This window comes from Yeosuana aromativorans, from assembly GCF_014646655.1.
In the GTDB taxonomy this organism is placed as follows: Bacteria; Bacteroidota; Bacteroidia; order Flavobacteriales; family Flavobacteriaceae; genus Yeosuana; species Yeosuana aromativorans.
Genome location: NZ_BMNR01000003.1, coordinates 274,474 through 289,379 on the forward strand (window position 1 = coordinate 274,474; position 14,906 = coordinate 289,379).

The 14,906-nt window shown below is 37.4% G+C and carries 17 protein-coding genes; 4 read left to right on the top strand and 13 right to left on the bottom strand.

Features of this window, described 5'->3' with window-relative positions; genetic code table 11:
• The first annotated feature begins 8 nt into the window (after nucleotides 1-8).
• The 4 genes from IEW94_RS08120 (at nucleotide 9) to IEW94_RS08135 (ending at nucleotide 4,222) form a co-directional block, all read left to right on the top strand.
• Nucleotides 9-1,097 (top strand): SRPBCC family protein, encoded by a 1,089-nt coding sequence (locus IEW94_RS08120; RefSeq protein ID WP_188651823.1) that lies wholly within the window; start codon nucleotides 9-11, stop codon nucleotides 1,095-1,097.
• A 131-nt stretch (nucleotides 1,098-1,228) separates the two neighbouring features.
• Nucleotides 1,229-2,407, top strand: a complete 1,179-nt coding sequence (locus tag IEW94_RS08125; protein WP_188651825.1) for an acyl-CoA dehydrogenase family protein — start codon at nucleotides 1,229-1,231, stop codon at nucleotides 2,405-2,407.
• Between the two features lie 84 nt (nucleotides 2,408-2,491).
• The gene (locus IEW94_RS08130; RefSeq protein WP_188651827.1) at nucleotides 2,492-3,250 is read left to right on the top strand and encodes an SGNH/GDSL hydrolase family protein; all 759 of its coding nucleotides are present in this window, start codon (nucleotides 2,492-2,494) and stop codon (nucleotides 3,248-3,250) included.
• A gap of 72 nt (nucleotides 3,251-3,322) precedes the next feature.
• Nucleotides 3,323-4,222, top strand: a complete 900-nt coding sequence (locus IEW94_RS08135; RefSeq protein ID WP_188651829.1) for a metallophosphoesterase — start codon at nucleotides 3,323-3,325, stop codon at nucleotides 4,220-4,222.
• Here the strand turns inward: IEW94_RS08135 and IEW94_RS08140 are convergent.
• The 13 genes from IEW94_RS08140 to IEW94_RS08200 all read right to left on the bottom strand — a co-directional run bounded on the left by IEW94_RS08140 (nucleotide 4,219) and on the right by IEW94_RS08200 (nucleotide 14,866).
• A complete protein-coding gene (locus IEW94_RS08140) occupies nucleotides 4,219-4,548 on the bottom strand; it encodes a 2Fe-2S iron-sulfur cluster-binding protein (RefSeq protein WP_188651831.1) in 330 nt (109 codons plus the stop codon). The genes IEW94_RS08135 and IEW94_RS08140 overlap by 4 nt on opposite strands.
• A gap of 209 nt (nucleotides 4,549-4,757) precedes the next feature.
• Entirely contained in the window at nucleotides 4,758-5,087 is a 330-nt protein-coding gene (locus IEW94_RS08145) for a hypothetical protein (protein WP_188651833.1), read from the bottom strand.
• 6 nt (nucleotides 5,088-5,093) lie between these two features.
• Nucleotides 5,094-6,521 (bottom strand): NADH-quinone oxidoreductase subunit N, encoded by a 1,428-nt coding sequence (locus tag IEW94_RS08150; protein ID WP_188651835.1) that lies wholly within the window; start codon nucleotides 6,519-6,521, stop codon nucleotides 5,094-5,096.
• Nucleotides 6,522-6,541: 20 nt separating this feature from the next.
• Entirely contained in the window at nucleotides 6,542-8,032 is a 1,491-nt protein-coding gene (locus IEW94_RS08155; RefSeq protein ID WP_188651837.1) for a complex I subunit 4 family protein, read from the bottom strand.
• A gap of 6 nt (nucleotides 8,033-8,038) precedes the next feature.
• Nucleotides 8,039-9,958: an NADH-quinone oxidoreductase subunit L gene (gene nuoL / locus IEW94_RS08160; protein WP_188651839.1), complete on the bottom strand. Its 1,920-nt coding sequence runs from the start codon at nucleotides 9,956-9,958 to the stop codon at nucleotides 8,039-8,041.
• Nucleotides 9,959-9,969: 11 nt separating this feature from the next.
• Nucleotides 9,970-10,287 (bottom strand): NADH-quinone oxidoreductase subunit NuoK, encoded by a 318-nt coding sequence (gene nuoK / locus IEW94_RS08165; protein WP_188651841.1) that lies wholly within the window; start codon nucleotides 10,285-10,287, stop codon nucleotides 9,970-9,972.
• A complete protein-coding gene (locus IEW94_RS08170; RefSeq protein ID WP_188651843.1) occupies nucleotides 10,284-10,808 on the bottom strand; it encodes an NADH-quinone oxidoreductase subunit J family protein in 525 nt (174 codons plus the stop codon). The genes nuoK and IEW94_RS08170 overlap by 4 nt, the downstream gene beginning before the upstream one ends.
• A gap of 4 nt (nucleotides 10,809-10,812) precedes the next feature.
• Nucleotides 10,813-11,289: a 4Fe-4S binding protein gene (locus IEW94_RS08175; RefSeq protein WP_188651845.1), complete on the bottom strand. Its 477-nt coding sequence runs from the start codon at nucleotides 11,287-11,289 to the stop codon at nucleotides 10,813-10,815.
• A gap of 3 nt (nucleotides 11,290-11,292) precedes the next feature.
• A complete protein-coding gene (gene nuoH, locus IEW94_RS08180; protein ID WP_188651847.1) occupies nucleotides 11,293-12,357 on the bottom strand; it encodes an NADH-quinone oxidoreductase subunit NuoH in 1,065 nt (354 codons plus the stop codon).
• Between the two features lie 10 nt (nucleotides 12,358-12,367).
• Nucleotides 12,368-13,489: an NADH-quinone oxidoreductase subunit D gene (locus IEW94_RS08185; RefSeq protein ID WP_188651849.1), complete on the bottom strand. Its 1,122-nt coding sequence runs from the start codon at nucleotides 13,487-13,489 to the stop codon at nucleotides 12,368-12,370.
• Nucleotides 13,490-13,491: 2 nt separating this feature from the next.
• Entirely contained in the window at nucleotides 13,492-13,953 is a 462-nt protein-coding gene (locus IEW94_RS08190) for an NADH-quinone oxidoreductase subunit C (protein WP_188651851.1), read from the bottom strand.
• 11 nt (nucleotides 13,954-13,964) lie between these two features.
• Nucleotides 13,965-14,525 (bottom strand): NADH-quinone oxidoreductase subunit B, encoded by a 561-nt coding sequence (locus tag IEW94_RS08195; RefSeq protein ID WP_229669488.1) that lies wholly within the window; start codon nucleotides 14,523-14,525, stop codon nucleotides 13,965-13,967.
• The gene (locus tag IEW94_RS08200) at nucleotides 14,516-14,866 is read right to left on the bottom strand and encodes an NADH-quinone oxidoreductase subunit A (RefSeq protein WP_188651853.1); all 351 of its coding nucleotides are present in this window, start codon (nucleotides 14,864-14,866) and stop codon (nucleotides 14,516-14,518) included. Before IEW94_RS08200 ends, IEW94_RS08195 begins: the two co-directional genes overlap by 10 nt.
• Nucleotides 14,867-14,906 lie beyond the last annotated feature (40 nt).

Genomic DNA, 14,906 nt, shown 5'->3' on the forward strand with positions numbered 1-14,906 from the left:
AAAAGTATATGTCATACAATTTTTACATACACCCGGATATTTCAAAAGCAGAAACACTTCCTGCTTCCTTTTATAAGGATGAGACACTTTTTGAGGTTTTAAAAGAAACCGTATTTTTAAAATCATGGCAATGGATCGGTGATGAAAGTTTGGTTTCATTAAAACAATCTACCTATCCATTTGTATTGCTTGACGGTTATTTAACAGAGCCTATGCTTTTAACCAAGGATGTTGACAACTCAATATCTTGCTTGACCAACGTTTGTACACATCGCGGGAATTTGGTGGCTTTAAATGCGGGTATTTCAAAAAAACTAACCTGTTCTTATCATGGTAGACGATTCAACTTAAAAGGTGTTTTTGAACACATGCCAGAGTTTGAAAAGACCCAGGATTTTCCGCGTAGCTGTGACAACCTTCATGTATTTCCTTTGAAACAATGGGGCCCTTTGTTATTTGCAGGTTTAAATCCTGCTTTTGATTTTCAGCAGGTTATTGACAAAATGAACGAACGGATAGGATTTTTACCTTTAAGTGAATTTAAGCTAGATTCCTCGATACAAAAAGACTTTGTGGTTGATGCTCATTGGGCATTGTATTGTGATAATTATCTGGAAGGTTTTCATGTTCCGTTTGTTCATAAAGATCTCAATGCGGTATTGGATTATTGCAGCTACAAAACCGAGGTGTATGAGCATTGCAATCTTCAAATTGGATATACTGAAGATACCGAAACCGTTTTTGATTTGCCTAAAGGCCATCCAGATTATGGCAAGAACGTGGCGGCCTATTACTATTGGATATTTCCAAACATGATGTTCAATTTTTATCCGTGGGGATTATCCATCAACATTGTTCAGCCTATCAACATCAATAAAACCAAGGTGTCGTTTATATCCTATGTATACGATGCAGATAAATTAAATAAAGGCGCTGGCAGCGGTTTGGATAAAGTGGAACAAGAGGATGAGGACATTGTCGAAAACGTCCAAAAAGGTGTTCGTTCCTCGTTTTATAAAGCAGGCCGATTTTCACCAACTAGAGAACAAGGCGTGCATCATTTCCACCGCTTACTTGCTGAATTTTTAAATCGATAAATTCTTCAATTATTTCCTTGTTTATTTACATAAAATTCACTTGCTTTAGTTAAATTTGAAATCTGTTACGTTTTTAATAAAAAAAGCGTATATATTTTCAGAATTATGCATTCATTATCAAACCATATAGCATGAAACCAGATTTATTTGAAGCACCTGATTATTATAATTTAGATGAGCTATTAACCGAAGAACATAAATTAGTCCGTAGTGCCGCCAGGGAATGGGTAAAGCGTGAGGTATCACCTATCATCGAGGAGTATGCGCAAAAAGCAGAGTTTCCTGAACAGATTATAAGTGGTTTGGCAGACATTGGAGCCTTCGGACCATACATTCCCATGGAATATGGTGGTGCTGGCTTAGATCAAATTTCCTATGGATTGATCATGCAGGAAATTGAGCGGGGTGATTCTGGTATTAGAAGTACAGCGTCGGTACAATCGTCTTTAGTAATGTATCCTATCTGGAAATATGGCACTGAAGCACAACGCCAAAAATACCTTCCAAAACTGGCTAGTGGCGAATGGATGGGCTGCTTTGGATTGACCGAGCCCGACCATGGAAGTAATCCTGGTGGCATGACCACAAATTTTAAGGACAAAGGCGACCATTATTTATTGAACGGCGCCAAAATGTGGATATCAAATGCGCCATTTGCTCAAGTGGCTGTGGTTTGGGCCAAAGATGAAAGCGGACGTATTCACGGATTGCTTGTAGAACGAGGCATGGAAGGCTTTACAACACCAGAAACCCATAACAAATGGTCGCTTAGGGCCAGTTCAACAGGTGAACTTATTTTTGATAACGTCAAAGTTCCAAAGGAAAATTTATTGCCCAATAAATCGGGCTTAGGCGCACCTCTTGGGTGCTTGGATTCAGCTCGATATGGTATTGCTTGGGGTGCTATTGGTGCTGCCATGGATTGCTATGACACAGCATTGAGATACAGTAAAGAACGCATGCAATTTGGAAAACCCATTGGGCAATTTCAACTACAACAAAAAAAACTGGCCGAAATGATTACCGAGATTACCAAAGCCCAATTGTTGACTTGGCGCTTGGGAAGCTTGCGTAATGATGGCAAAGCCACCTCTGCACAGATATCCATGGCTAAACGTAATAATGTGGATATGGCCATAAATATTGCCCGTGAAGCCAGGCAAATGTTAGGTGGTATGGGCATTACCGGAGAATATAGTATAATGCGCCATTCCATGAACCTGGAAAGTGTGATTACCTACGAGGGTACCCATGATATTCATTTGCTGATAACCGGTTTGGACATTACAGGGTTAAATGCCTTTAAATAAATTACTTAATAGAAAAAACCTATACAAATGCTTTCTAATTTTAGGAAGCATTTTTTATTTTTAAGCAAAAATAAATTGCTACAAATGAAAACATTGTTGTCAACCTACCTTTTAATGCTTTCCATTTCTGTTATTTTTTCTTGTAATGTCAGTGAAGATAATACACCCAAACCCAACACGACCATAACTGACAATACTAATAATCAGCCTCCAGTAAATAATCCGGAACCAAGTATTAAGAACATTCAACTATTGTCACTTGGTGATAGTTACACTATTGGTGAAAGTGTTTGTGAAACCTGTCGGTTTCCAGAACAGTTGAAGGATAGTTTAATTACACATTATGGCAGTAACTACACTTTTAATTTAAAGATAATAGCCAGAACAGGATGGACAACGTCCAATCTCATCAATGGTATTGCATCTGAAACCCTACAGAATAATTTTGATTTGGTAACGCTTCTCATTGGGGTTAACAACCAATATCAAAGAAAACCATTTTCAGAGTACCAAACTGAATTTCCGCAATTAGTAAACACATCTATAAATTTGGCCAAAGGCGACAAAACCAATGTGATTGTTATATCCATTCCAGATTACGCCTACACACCTTACGGAAATGGAAACGAAACCATTTCAAAGGAGATAGACACCTACAATGCATTTGCTAAAAATTATTGTGACCAAAATAACATCACCTTTGTCAATATCACTGATATTACACGATTAGGGTTAGTCAACCCGGATTTAGTGGCCTCAGATAGATTACACCCATCTGTCCTTGCCTATTCATTTTTTGTTGAAAAACTGCTGCCCATATCCATACAAAAATTAAATGATTAAAATATTAATCCTCAATTCGATTTGAATATAAAGTGTTTCTATCTGAAACGCTTTTTTTGTTACATTTACCTTATGCTTTCATCTAGAAAACGATTAGACAACGCTTTCAAAACAGCCAAGGTCATTCCCTTTAATGATACCTCAAAATTCATTTTGTTCAGTGATTGCCATAGAGGTGATAATAGTTTTGCTGATGACTTTGCCAATAATAGAAACATTTATTACCATGCCTTAAAGCATTATTACAACAACGGATTTATTTACTGTGAAATTGGTGATGGTGATGAGCTATGGGAAAACCTATCGTTCAAATCTATTTTTGAGGCCCATAAAAATGTGTATTTATTGATGAAGGAATTTTATAAAGAACAAAGACTACACGTTATTTGGGGAAATCATGATATGGTTTATAAAAACCCTAATTATGTGACTAAGACGCTTTCAACTTATTTTGATGTAAAAACAGGCGAAGATGTTGAATTGTTCAAAGGGATTCAATATAACGAAGGCATTATTTTGAAACATACCGATACGCATCAAGAGTTGTTTTTAACGCATGGCCACCAAGCTGATATGTGGAATTATTTGTTCTGGAAATGGAGCCGATTTATGGTGCGTATTCTTTGGAAACCTTTAAACGTCATGGGGATTGCAGATCCAACAAGCCCTGCCAAAAACTATAAGGAACTCATTAAAGTGGAGCGCCGAATCAAAAAATGGATTACAGAAAACAACAATGTCATTACCGTTGTTGGGCATACACACAGACCCCGTTTTTCTGAACCGGGCGATATAGCCTTTTTTAATGACGGCAGTTGTGTACATCCCAGAAGTATTACCGGTATTGAAATTGAAAACGGTGAAATTTCACTGATTAAATGGCAAATTGATACCACCGACAATGGATTTCTTCAAATAGTAAGAAATGTACTCGAAGGACCAAAAAAAATCATTGACTATAAAACCGATTAACTCTCAGGTGCCAGTTCTACTTCCAAACCGTGAAGCTCTGGCGTAATTGGTATTTGACAACCCAATCTACTATTTTGTTTCACATAAAACGCTTCAGATAGCATCGCATCCTCCTCATCCTGTATGTCGGGCAATTCGGTATTACTTAAAATATAACATTGACAAGAGGCGCACATGGCCATACCTCCACAAACTCCTATAGTGCCTTCTGGTGCCAATTCATAAGAACGAACCACTTCCATAAGGTTCATGGCCATATCGGTTGGGGCCAACACTTGATGCTCATTTCCGTTTCTATCCTTTATTTTAATGGTAATATCTTGCATTTAAATAGGTCTTTCAGGGTTTTGATTATGTTATAGCTCGTTCATTTCTTAAATATTTTAAGAAAGAGCAGCAAAAATAAAACTAATTTTTTTAATAACACAAATTAAATCCTATTAAATTAATAGGATTACTAGGTTTATTCGATAAAGACAAAAAAATAAGGGCATAATGCCCTTTTCTCAATTTAATATAAAAATATTAAGATTGATTACTTTTTACCGTTGTTCCAGTATTGAGGTTTGGTATCTTCAGTACGTTGCTCCCAATAATCTTGATTGACTTTACGGCCATCAAAGGTTTTAAGCTTTCTTTGGTACACCCAAATAGTGGGATTGAAAACCATATCAGTTACCGCAACAGTATATAATTGCGGATCTTCCTCTGCTTTCTTTTTATCTTCTTGAACAATAACCTCAAATCCGTTATGCTCCAATAGCTTTTTAAGAAACTCTTTTCGGTCTTCAGATACGCCTTTTTCAACAAACGTAACCCGTGTTTCCTCTATACTTCCAAACATATGACTTCCTGATAATGGCATAACGTATTAATTTAAATGTTTACTCAGTTCAAAAATATAATCGTACAACGGACTATACAACCCTAAAACCAAAATACCTATAACGGTCACCATAAGCCCTAACCGCATATACAGCTTGTTTTTAAAATATGGAATGGCCTGATCGCTGGTTCTTAAAAACATGGCACGCACTACTAATAAATAATAGTACAATGAAATGGTCACATTAACAACCGCTAAAAATACCAAGAGATAATAGCCTTTGCTAGCAGCTGCGGTGAACAAGAAAAATTTACCAAAAAAACCGGCAACAGGTGGAATACCTGCCAGTGAAAACAGTCCCAACATCATAACCAAACTCAAGTTAGGATTGGTTCGATACAAGCCCTCATAATCAGTCATGTTTTCTTTTCCTGTTTGTAATGAAATGGCTTGAACCACGCCAAAGGCAGCTAAATTTGAAAAAATATAAATCATGACAAAGTAAATAATGGTAGCCGTTCCTAATTGGTTGCCAGCCATTAATCCCAATAATATAAATCCGGCTTGTGCTATGGATGAAAATGCCAAAAAGCGTTTCATGTTTTGTTGTCGCAATGCGAATAAGTTACCGGTGAACATAGTAGCCAAAGCCACTATGTAAATGATGTTTTCCCAAACAGGCATCAATGTTTTAAAAACCGTGAACAATAAAATCATGAGTATAAAGACAGCTGCTCCTTTTGAGATAACCGATAAATAAGACGCCACACTGATAGGTGCACCTTCATACACATCGGCTGTCCAGAAATGGAATGGTACCAAGGATATTTTAAAGGCCAATCCTGTAAAGAACAATACCGTTCCTAATAAGGTTAAGTTTGTTGAAGCAATCATTTTGATTACATCATCAAAATAGATAGATCCTGAGGTAGCATACAACATGGAAATTCCAAACAACGCGACACCAGATGCCAACGCTGCAGACAAAATCAACTTAATGCCTGCTTCACTGGATATTCTTTTGGTTACTTCAAAAGCAGCCAAAGCAGCAACAGGTAATGTAGACAATTCCAATCCTAAATAAAACATTAAGAAGTCACCAGCCGAAATCATAAAATACATTCCAAACAAGGATGAAAACAAGAGTATGAAAAATTCGGTCCCTCTGTGTTGAGCTACTATTTTTTCTTGTATCCAATCAGCCGATTGCAGCAACAATATCAAAACGCCCACATTGAGCACATTTTTAAAGAAATGTATCAACGCATTGGTGTGGAACATCCCTCCAAACAAACTGCCTGTATCTGTTGGAAAAAACCCAACAAGGGTATGGATTCCAAATAAGAAAATAGCCAAATGAACAATACTGTGTTTTTTGGTTTTTGAGATGGATATTTCAGCTGTTACCAACAATAGTATAATTGTTAGAAGTATAATCTCTTGCCGCATCAATAAAAAGCTACTAAAATTCATGTTGGTTTTTTATTTAAATATTATAATACGCCATGAATGAAAGGTTCTAAACTTTTCATAATCATATCGCTTAGCCAGAATGGTGCTACACCTATTCCAATAACTGGAATCATCAATAATAAAATTCCTGTTTTTTCATACCAGGTTGCCTTTGGCAAATCATTTACCTCATTGGTTTCCAACGGCCCCATCATTATTTTTCCAACCAATCTTAAAATATAGACCGAGGTCACCACGATAGAAGACACAACCAGTATGGTAAGAACTCTATTGAACGTATCAGCATTCTGCTGAAATGCCCCTACAAAAATGTTCATTTCAGCAACAAATCCACTAAATCCAGGCAATCCTAAATACGCCAATCCAGTAATCACATAAATAGCACCAATAAAAGGCAATATTTTCATCATGCCTCCTAGCTTACTAATATCACGCGTATGGGTTCTACCGTAAATCATGCCTATCAGGGCAAAGAACAAGGCGGTTAATAATCCATGTGACAATGATTGGATAATGGCTCCATTCCACGCAATTTTATTAAGCGTTAACAACGCGAACAACACCAAACCTAAATGGCTTACCGATGCGTATGCGTTGATATATTTTAAATCGGTTTGCCTGATGGCCGAAAAAGCTCCGTACACCACACCAATAGCTGCTAAAATGATAAAGAACCAAGACCAATGCAAAGCTCCGGCAGGCAATAGAAACATAGCGACTCTAAACACACCATAACCACCCAATTTCATCAACACACCTGCATGTAACATTGACACGGCTGTTGGCGCAGACGCATGACCATCTGGTGACCACGTATGGAATGGAAACAAGGCACTTATGACTGCAAAGCCGATAAACACAAATGGGAAAAATAGTTTTTGTGCCGCCAATGGAATATGCACTTGAGCAATATCCAATATGTTAAAGGTTAATGGACCGCCATCTGCGTTTGAATTGAAGTAGATACCTAAAATACCAACCAATAAAACAGCCGAGGCACCCATTAACATTAGCGTTAGCTTCATGGCCGAATATTCCCTTGGGCCTGAACCCCAAATACCAATCAACAAATACATAGGGATTACGGCTATTTCAAAAAAGACAAATAAGGTAAACAAATCGATAGAAATAAACACCCCGTAAACCCCTAGTGAAAGCACAATAAGTGATATAAAAAATTCTTTGGGCAGTTCTTTCATTTTCCATGAAATAAACACGCCGGCAAGCACTACAATGGCAGTCAATAATATTAAGGCTACTGAAATACCATCCACCCCAATATTATAGTGGATATTGAAATTTTTAAACCAGACCAGGTCTTTGGTAAAAACCATGATACTATCATTAACAGCACGTTCTTTAAAATAGGCGAACATTAAATTTATGGCCATGCCCAGTTGAATAAGGCTTCCAATCATGGAAACTACTCGTGCACGTTCCAAACCTTTAGAAAAAACTAAAACTAAAACAGTTAGTATAGGTACTATTATAAAAAGAGTTAGAATATCCATATTAATTTAATTTGTCCATAAATAAATAAACACTAATGCTATGATGACAGCTCCCATAACAAATGAAAAGGCATAATCCTGAAATTTACCAGATTGCAATCCTTTTATCTTGTTTGAAGTTTTCACTGTTGAATTACCTATTAAATTCATGGTTCCATCTACCACGTTTCTATCAAACCATGCAAAAGGTCTTGAAACACCATTGAACAAAATCTTCTTTGTTACAAATAGATATATTTCATCAAAATAAAATTTATCACTTGTCCATTTGTAAAATGGTCCAAATGCTTTTGCATAAATATCTGATAAACTGTTTTCTTTTTTATAGAATACCCATGCCAATAGGATTCCTACTAAGCCTACTCCTGTAGCAATAGCGGCTAACGGATAGTTTAAATGGCCTTCAAACCCCATTCTATCGGCAGACACAAATTCACCAAAAGGTATAAAGCCTCCCACAACACTTAACAGCGCTAAAACCAATAACGGAAATGTCATGGATATAGGAGATTCATGAGGTGGATGCTTATAGGTTTGTTCTTTTCCCCAGAATATTCCAAAGTAAAGTCTGAACATGTAAAAGGCTGTAAGCCCAGCTACAAATACACCAACGTAATAAATAAGCATATTGTGCTCAAAAGCAGCTACCAATATTTCATCCTTACTCCAGAATCCTGCAAATGGTGGTACTCCTGAAATAGCCAAAGCGGCAATTAAAAACGTGATATTGGTAATAGGCATGTACTTGCGCAATCCGCCCATATCTTTTAAATAATTACTGTGAACCGCATGAATAACAGAACCAGCACCTAAGAACAACAAGGCCTTAAACATGGCGTGCGTAAACAAATGGAACATGGACGCCATATACCCAACGCCTTCATGACCATCATAACCGGACACACCTAAGGCCAACATCATATAGCCTATTTGAGACATGGTTGAAAATGCCAATACGCGCTTGATATCGGTTTGTGTGATGGCAATAATGGCCGCAAACAATGATGAAAAAGCACCTATATAGGCTACAACGTTCAATGCAAATCCGTGTTCAACAAAATAGAACATAGGAAATAGTCTTGCCACCAAATACACACCGGCCACAACCATTGTTGCCGCGTGAATTAAGGCCGACACAGGCGTAGGACCTTCCATGGCATCGGGTAGCCAAATATGTAAAGGGAACATGGCCGACTTACCAGCACCACCCATAAATATCAATAGTAATGCCCAAGTGATCACTGAAAGCCCCATAAACGAGGTTGAGGCCCAGCTTAAAATAACGCTACCCTCTGGGTTATTTAAGGTTTCAAAATCATATGTACCTGCAAAATAACCCATAATCAAGATTCCGATAAGGAATCCTAAATCGGCAAACCTGGTGACGATAAATGCTTTTTTAGCAGCTGAAACCGCTGATGGTTTTGTGTAATAATAGCCTATTAACAAAAACGACGACACACCCACCAATTCCCAAAAGATATAAATTTGAAATAGGTTTGTTGCCAATACCAATCCGTACATAGAGAAAGTAAACAATGACAGATAAGCAAAAAACCGGGTATATCCATCATCGCCTTTCATATAACCCCTACTGTAAATATGCACCATTAAGGATACTATGGATACCACAATAAGCATCATGACCGAAATAGGATCAATCAACACGCCCATATCAATATGTAAGGTTTCAGTAAAGTGCATCCAAACGCTTTTGTTTACAAAGGTTTGGTAAACACCATCTACTTTTCCGTTAACAAAAAAATATTGATACGCTGTATAAAATGATAATGCTGCAGAAATGGATAATCCAAGAACGCCAATATACCCAGAAATAGCGGGTTTTATTCGTTTGCTATTAAGACCCAACAATAAAAATACTGCTAGTGGAATTAAAGGAATTAATATCGTGTAACTAATGTTCATAATCCAAGCTATTAATATTTCATGACTTCAGTGTCTTTAACCTCAACGGAACTAATCTGTCTGTAAAGATTAATTATAATAGAAACAGCCAAGGCGGTCTCGGCCGCAGCAACTGCTATAATAAAAATGGCGAAAATGACACCCTGTAACATATCGGGGTATAGATATTTGTTGATGACCACAAAATTTACCACCGATGCATTCAATATCAATTCAATGGAAATCAATACTGAAATAAGGTTTTTTCTTGTAATGAAACCGTAAACACCAATAAAAAACAAAATAGATGTTACCGTTAAAATCTCGTATATACTAATGCCTGCAATCATAATTCAGTATCATTATTATCTGTTAGTTTTTTCCCTTTTGCAATGACGATGGCTCCAACCATAGCGGCTAACAGTAGCACACTCACTACTTCAAATGGCAGAATAAATCCACCAGCATCGTAACTTAACAGTTTGCTACCAATATCAGCCGTTGTGGTTGTTACTTGATTGTCGACTACATTAAAATGATTATTATATATGGTATATAGGAACACACCCAGACCTAGCATACACAACAAAGCAGTAAGAATTTTTCTTAATGGTTTTGCCATCTCCAGTTCCATTTCAATATGGTGTACCAGTAATACAGAAAATATAATCAGTACAATGATGCCACCCGCATATACGGTGAGTTGAATAGCAGCCAAAAAGTTGTAATCAATTAAAAAATAAATACCTGCAATGCCACATAAAACAAACAATAGATAAATAACAGATCGAAGCATTTTACGACTGCTAACTGATGCCATTGCAAACACAATGATTATGAAGGCTATGATATAAAATATGATTCTTTCCATATGCTTAATCTTCTATTCCTGCTCTAACTTTAGAACCCGGTTTATTTAAAACTCTTGTTAGTGCTGTTCTGTCATATACAGAATTCTCAAAGTTCTGTCCCCATTTAATGGCATCTGTTGGGCAAGCATCAATGCACAGACCACACATGGTGCACATGCTTAAATGGTACACAAATTTGTCTATCTTTTTTTTCTTTTTACCCGTTACCTCATCAATCCCTCTATCCCAAATAATTTCAATGGTTCCATTAGGGCATGCTAATTCGCATTTTTGACATCCTGTACAGGCATGCTCGTTATTTTCGTCATGCGGCATAATAACTTCACCCCTAAACCTATCAAACATTTTTAGGGTTGCCCTATTATCCGGATACTGCTGCGTAATGGCTCCTTTTCTAGCGTTTAAAAAGTACTTGCCCGTTACGCTCATCCCTGTGAGCAAGGTTTTAATTCCGTTATATATATTTGAAAGATAGCTCATAACTTAAAACTGAATTGTTAATTTTTGCCAAACCAAAAATGCCATAAGCATGATATTTATAAGGTTAATTGGCAACAAATATTTCCACTCTAAACTTAGCAACTGATCAATACGCAATCGTGGGAATGTCCATCTAAACCACATCATTAAAAACACCAAAATCAATGCTTTTAATAAAAACCAAAACACACCTAACCAAGGCAGTGATTCGGTTATTCCGAAAGGTGACAACCACGCTCCAAAAAAGACGGTTGTTGCTATACATGCTATGATAAACATGTTTATAAATTCTGCTAAAAAGAAGTAGGCAAACTTCATTCCTGAGTACTCGGTGTGAAACCCTGCCCCAAGTTCAGATTCGGCTTCAACCATATCAAACGGTGCTCGGTTTGTTTCTGCCGTTCCAGCAATCATATAAATCATAAAGGCAATAATAGCTGGTACATGCCCTTGAACAATAAGCCACCCGTGTTTTTGAGTTTCCACAATCTCTGAAAGCTGTAGCGAGCCGGTCAATAACACCATAGTCAATAATGACAGCCCAATGGATAATTCATAACTAATGGTTTGCACGCCACTACGCATAGCACCAATTAAAGCAAACTTGTTATTGCTACTCCAACCTGCCAATAAAATACCAATGACACCAATAGACGATATAGCTATTAAAAAGAAAATGCCAATATTAATATCGAAAGCTTGAAATCCTTGTGTGAAAGGGAATATACCAAGTGCCATTAACGATGTAATAATCACAAAATAAGGTGCCAAATTGTATAAAAATTTATCAGCTCTATCGGTACCTGTTAATTCTTTTGAAACCAATTTCAAAGCATCGGCCATGGTTTGCAATAAGCCTTGAAACCCTACTCTATTTGGACCTAAACGTAATTGAAACCAAGCGGCCACGCGGCGTTCTAACAATACAAGGTACAATCCGGCCACTGCAAAAATCATTAAGTAAATGACCGCAACAATTACCATGGCTGTAATGCTTGCTGCTCCTTCTGGCATAAAGCCCACCAACCAATCTTGGAATGTTTGCGTTATATTTAAAGCTATATTCATAGTATTCATATTATCTATCAATATCTGGTATCACAAGGTCAAGTGTAGCCATAATGGCTACTAAATCGGCTATTTTACTTCCAACGGCTATATGGTTCAATACCGATAAGTTTGAAAACCCTGGTGACCTGAACTTAAGTCGGTACGGATTTTTAGTTCCAGTACTGATAATGTAAACTCCCAATTCACCACGTGCTGTTTCCACTTTTTGGTAGTACTCCCCTTTAGGTAATTTTATAACCGCATTGGTTTGTACCCTAAAATCACCTTCAGGAATGTTGTCAATCAATTGTTCAATGATTGATAAGGATTCCCACATTTCCTGAATTCTAACTTGGTAACGGGCGTACGTATCGCCTTCGGTTCTTAAAGCTTCTTTAAAAGTTACTTGATCCAATGCACTATATGGATGATGTTTTCTCACATCACAAGAATAGCCAGAGGCCCGACCAACCGGCCCTGAAACTCCAAAAGAAATAGCATCTTCTTTAGACAAAACCCCAACGCCCATAGTCCGCTTTTGGAAAATAACGTTGTTGCTCAACAACCGATCATATTCAGGGATTTTGGTTTTAAAATGCGCCACAAAATCCTTAACCCGTTTCACAAAGTTGGGATGAATATCAAACATCAATCCTCCAGGTACGTTGTAGTTCATGGTTAAACGTGCACCGCATGTTTCCTCAAAAATATCATTGATCATTTCACGATCCCTAAACCCATAAAAATATGTGGTCAAGGCACCTACATCCATTCCCATTACGCCCCACCACAAGCAGTGCGAAGCAATTCTGGTCAGTTCTCCAATAATGGTTCGTATAACTTTAATGCGGTCAGTAACTTCTAGTTGCAAGGCGTTTTCAACGGCTAAACAAACCGCTTCGTTATTTATATTGGCCGACAAATAATCCATTCTATCTGTAAGATGGACAATTTGTTGGTAGCTGTCACGCTCGCACATTTTTTCAATGGAACGGTGTATATACCCTAAATCTGGGTCTACTTTTTTAATAATTTCGCCATCAATGGTCAACAACAATCGCAATACACCATGTGTTGCAGGATGCTGAGGTCCCATATTGATAAAGTATTCTTCTGATTTGAAATTATTATTTACAACGGTAGTTTCCATAACTATTTGATAACCATGTTAATTTCATCTTCATAATCCTTTCTCAAAGGAAACCCTTCCCATTCGTCGGTTAAAAAAAGGCGTTTTAAATTCGGATGATTATTGAATTGAATTCCGAAGAAATCAAAGACTTCGCGTTCATGAAATTCGGCTGTTCTCCATATATCACAAACCGAATCAAAGGTTGGGTTTTCCCTATCAGCTGTTTTGACTTTTACAACAATACGATGTCTGTGAGTAGTGGACTCTAAATGATATACAACACCTAATTCTGGTTGCCAATCCACACCGCTTAAGCAGTACAAATAATCAAAACTGGTGTCTGAATTGCTTTTTAATTGTGACATTAATTTGTGGAGGTGTTCTGGCTGAACCGAAATATTCAAAAACTGGGATTCTTCTTCAGAAAATTCCAAGTCAGGAATCCAAGAACTAATCAAATTTTGTAAAGCTTCATTTGTCATAACATACCGTTTTATTGACCCTCATCAAATCCATCAATCGGATTGGCTTTGTGTTTCATGTTTTCAGTTCGAATTTTATCTTGAAGCATCAACATACCTTCTAAAAGCGCTTCAGGCCGTGGTGGACATCCGGGCACATATACATCTACTGGAATAACGTGGTCAGCTCCTTTTACTACTGAATACGTATTGTAAAAAAATGGTCCTCCAGAAATAGCGCAAGCACCCATGGCAATAACGTATTTTGGTTCGGCCATTTGATCGTATAAGCGTCTTAAAACCGGTGCCATTTTATTGACAATGGTCCCTGCTATGATAATTAAATCTGCCTGACGTGGGGAAGGCCTTGCTACCTCAAAACCAAAACGTGAGTAGTCATGCCTGGCTGCACCTGTTTGCATCATTTCAATGGCACAACAACTGGTTCCAAAATAAAGTGACCACAATGAATTTGAGCGTCCCCAGTTTATGATTTTATCTAACGATGTAACTATGACATTGGCGCCGTTTCCGGCTGGAATGACCTTTCCAGGAAAATCATCCGGTATCTGTGGTGTGTTTTCTATTCCCATTTCAATGCTCCTTTTTTCCATGCATACAATAATCCTAATCCTAAAATGAATAAGAAAAGAAGTATCTCTATAAAGCCAACGGCTCCAAAATCTTTAAATACAACTGCCCAAGGCACTAAAAAGGCCACCTCTACATCAAAAACCAAAAACAAGATGGCAAATAGATAGTAGCCCACTTTAAATTGTACCCAAGTAGGCCCAATGGTAGTCATCCCACTTTCGTAAGGCTCCCTTTTTTGGACGTTATCCGATTTATGGGAAATTAAATTCGACAGGAAATTGGCTCCGGCAACCAGAACAATTCCGGCTATTAAAAATACGATGATGGCTTCTGATCCCATTTAAAAATTCTATTTTAACGATTCAAAATTAGCGGTAATT

Coding starts and splice junctions, on each gene's coding strand:
- IEW94_RS08120 (WP_188651823.1), top strand. CDS start 9: ATGTCATACAATTTTTACATACACCCGGATATTTCAAAAGCAGAAACA.
- IEW94_RS08125 (WP_188651825.1), top strand. CDS start 1,229: ATGAAACCAGATTTATTTGAAGCACCTGATTATTATAATTTAGATGAG.
- IEW94_RS08130 (WP_188651827.1), top strand. CDS start 2,492: ATGAAAACATTGTTGTCAACCTACCTTTTAATGCTTTCCATTTCTGTT.
- IEW94_RS08135 (WP_188651829.1), top strand. CDS start 3,323: ATGCTTTCATCTAGAAAACGATTAGACAACGCTTTCAAAACAGCCAAG.
- IEW94_RS08140 (WP_188651831.1), bottom strand. CDS start 4,548: ATGCAAGATATTACCATTAAAATAAAGGATAGAAACGGAAATGAGCAT.
- IEW94_RS08145 (WP_188651833.1), bottom strand. CDS start 5,087: ATGCCATTATCAGGAAGTCATATGTTTGGAAGTATAGAGGAAACACGG.
- IEW94_RS08150 (WP_188651835.1), bottom strand. CDS start 6,521: ATGAATTTTAGTAGCTTTTTATTGATGCGGCAAGAGATTATACTTCTA.
- IEW94_RS08155 (WP_188651837.1), bottom strand. CDS start 8,032: ATGGATATTCTAACTCTTTTTATAATAGTACCTATACTAACTGTTTTA.
- nuoL (WP_188651839.1), bottom strand. CDS start 9,958: ATGAACATTAGTTACACGATATTAATTCCTTTAATTCCACTAGCAGTA.
- nuoK (WP_188651841.1), bottom strand. CDS start 10,287: ATGATTGCAGGCATTAGTATATACGAGATTTTAACGGTAACATCTATT.
- IEW94_RS08170 (WP_188651843.1), bottom strand. CDS start 10,808: ATGGAAAGAATCATATTTTATATCATAGCCTTCATAATCATTGTGTTT.
- IEW94_RS08175 (WP_188651845.1), bottom strand. CDS start 11,289: ATGAGCTATCTTTCAAATATATATAACGGAATTAAAACCTTGCTCACA.
- nuoH (WP_188651847.1), bottom strand. CDS start 12,357: ATGAATATAGCTTTAAATATAACGCAAACATTCCAAGATTGGTTGGTG.
- IEW94_RS08185 (WP_188651849.1), bottom strand. CDS start 13,489: ATGGAAACTACCGTTGTAAATAATAATTTCAAATCAGAAGAATACTTT.
- IEW94_RS08190 (WP_188651851.1), bottom strand. CDS start 13,953: ATGACAAATGAAGCTTTACAAAATTTGATTAGTTCTTGGATTCCTGAC.
- IEW94_RS08195 (WP_229669488.1), bottom strand. CDS start 14,525: ATGGGAATAGAAAACACACCACAGATACCGGATGATTTTCCTGGAAAG.
- IEW94_RS08200 (WP_188651853.1), bottom strand. CDS start 14,866: ATGGGATCAGAAGCCATCATCGTATTTTTAATAGCCGGAATTGTTCTG.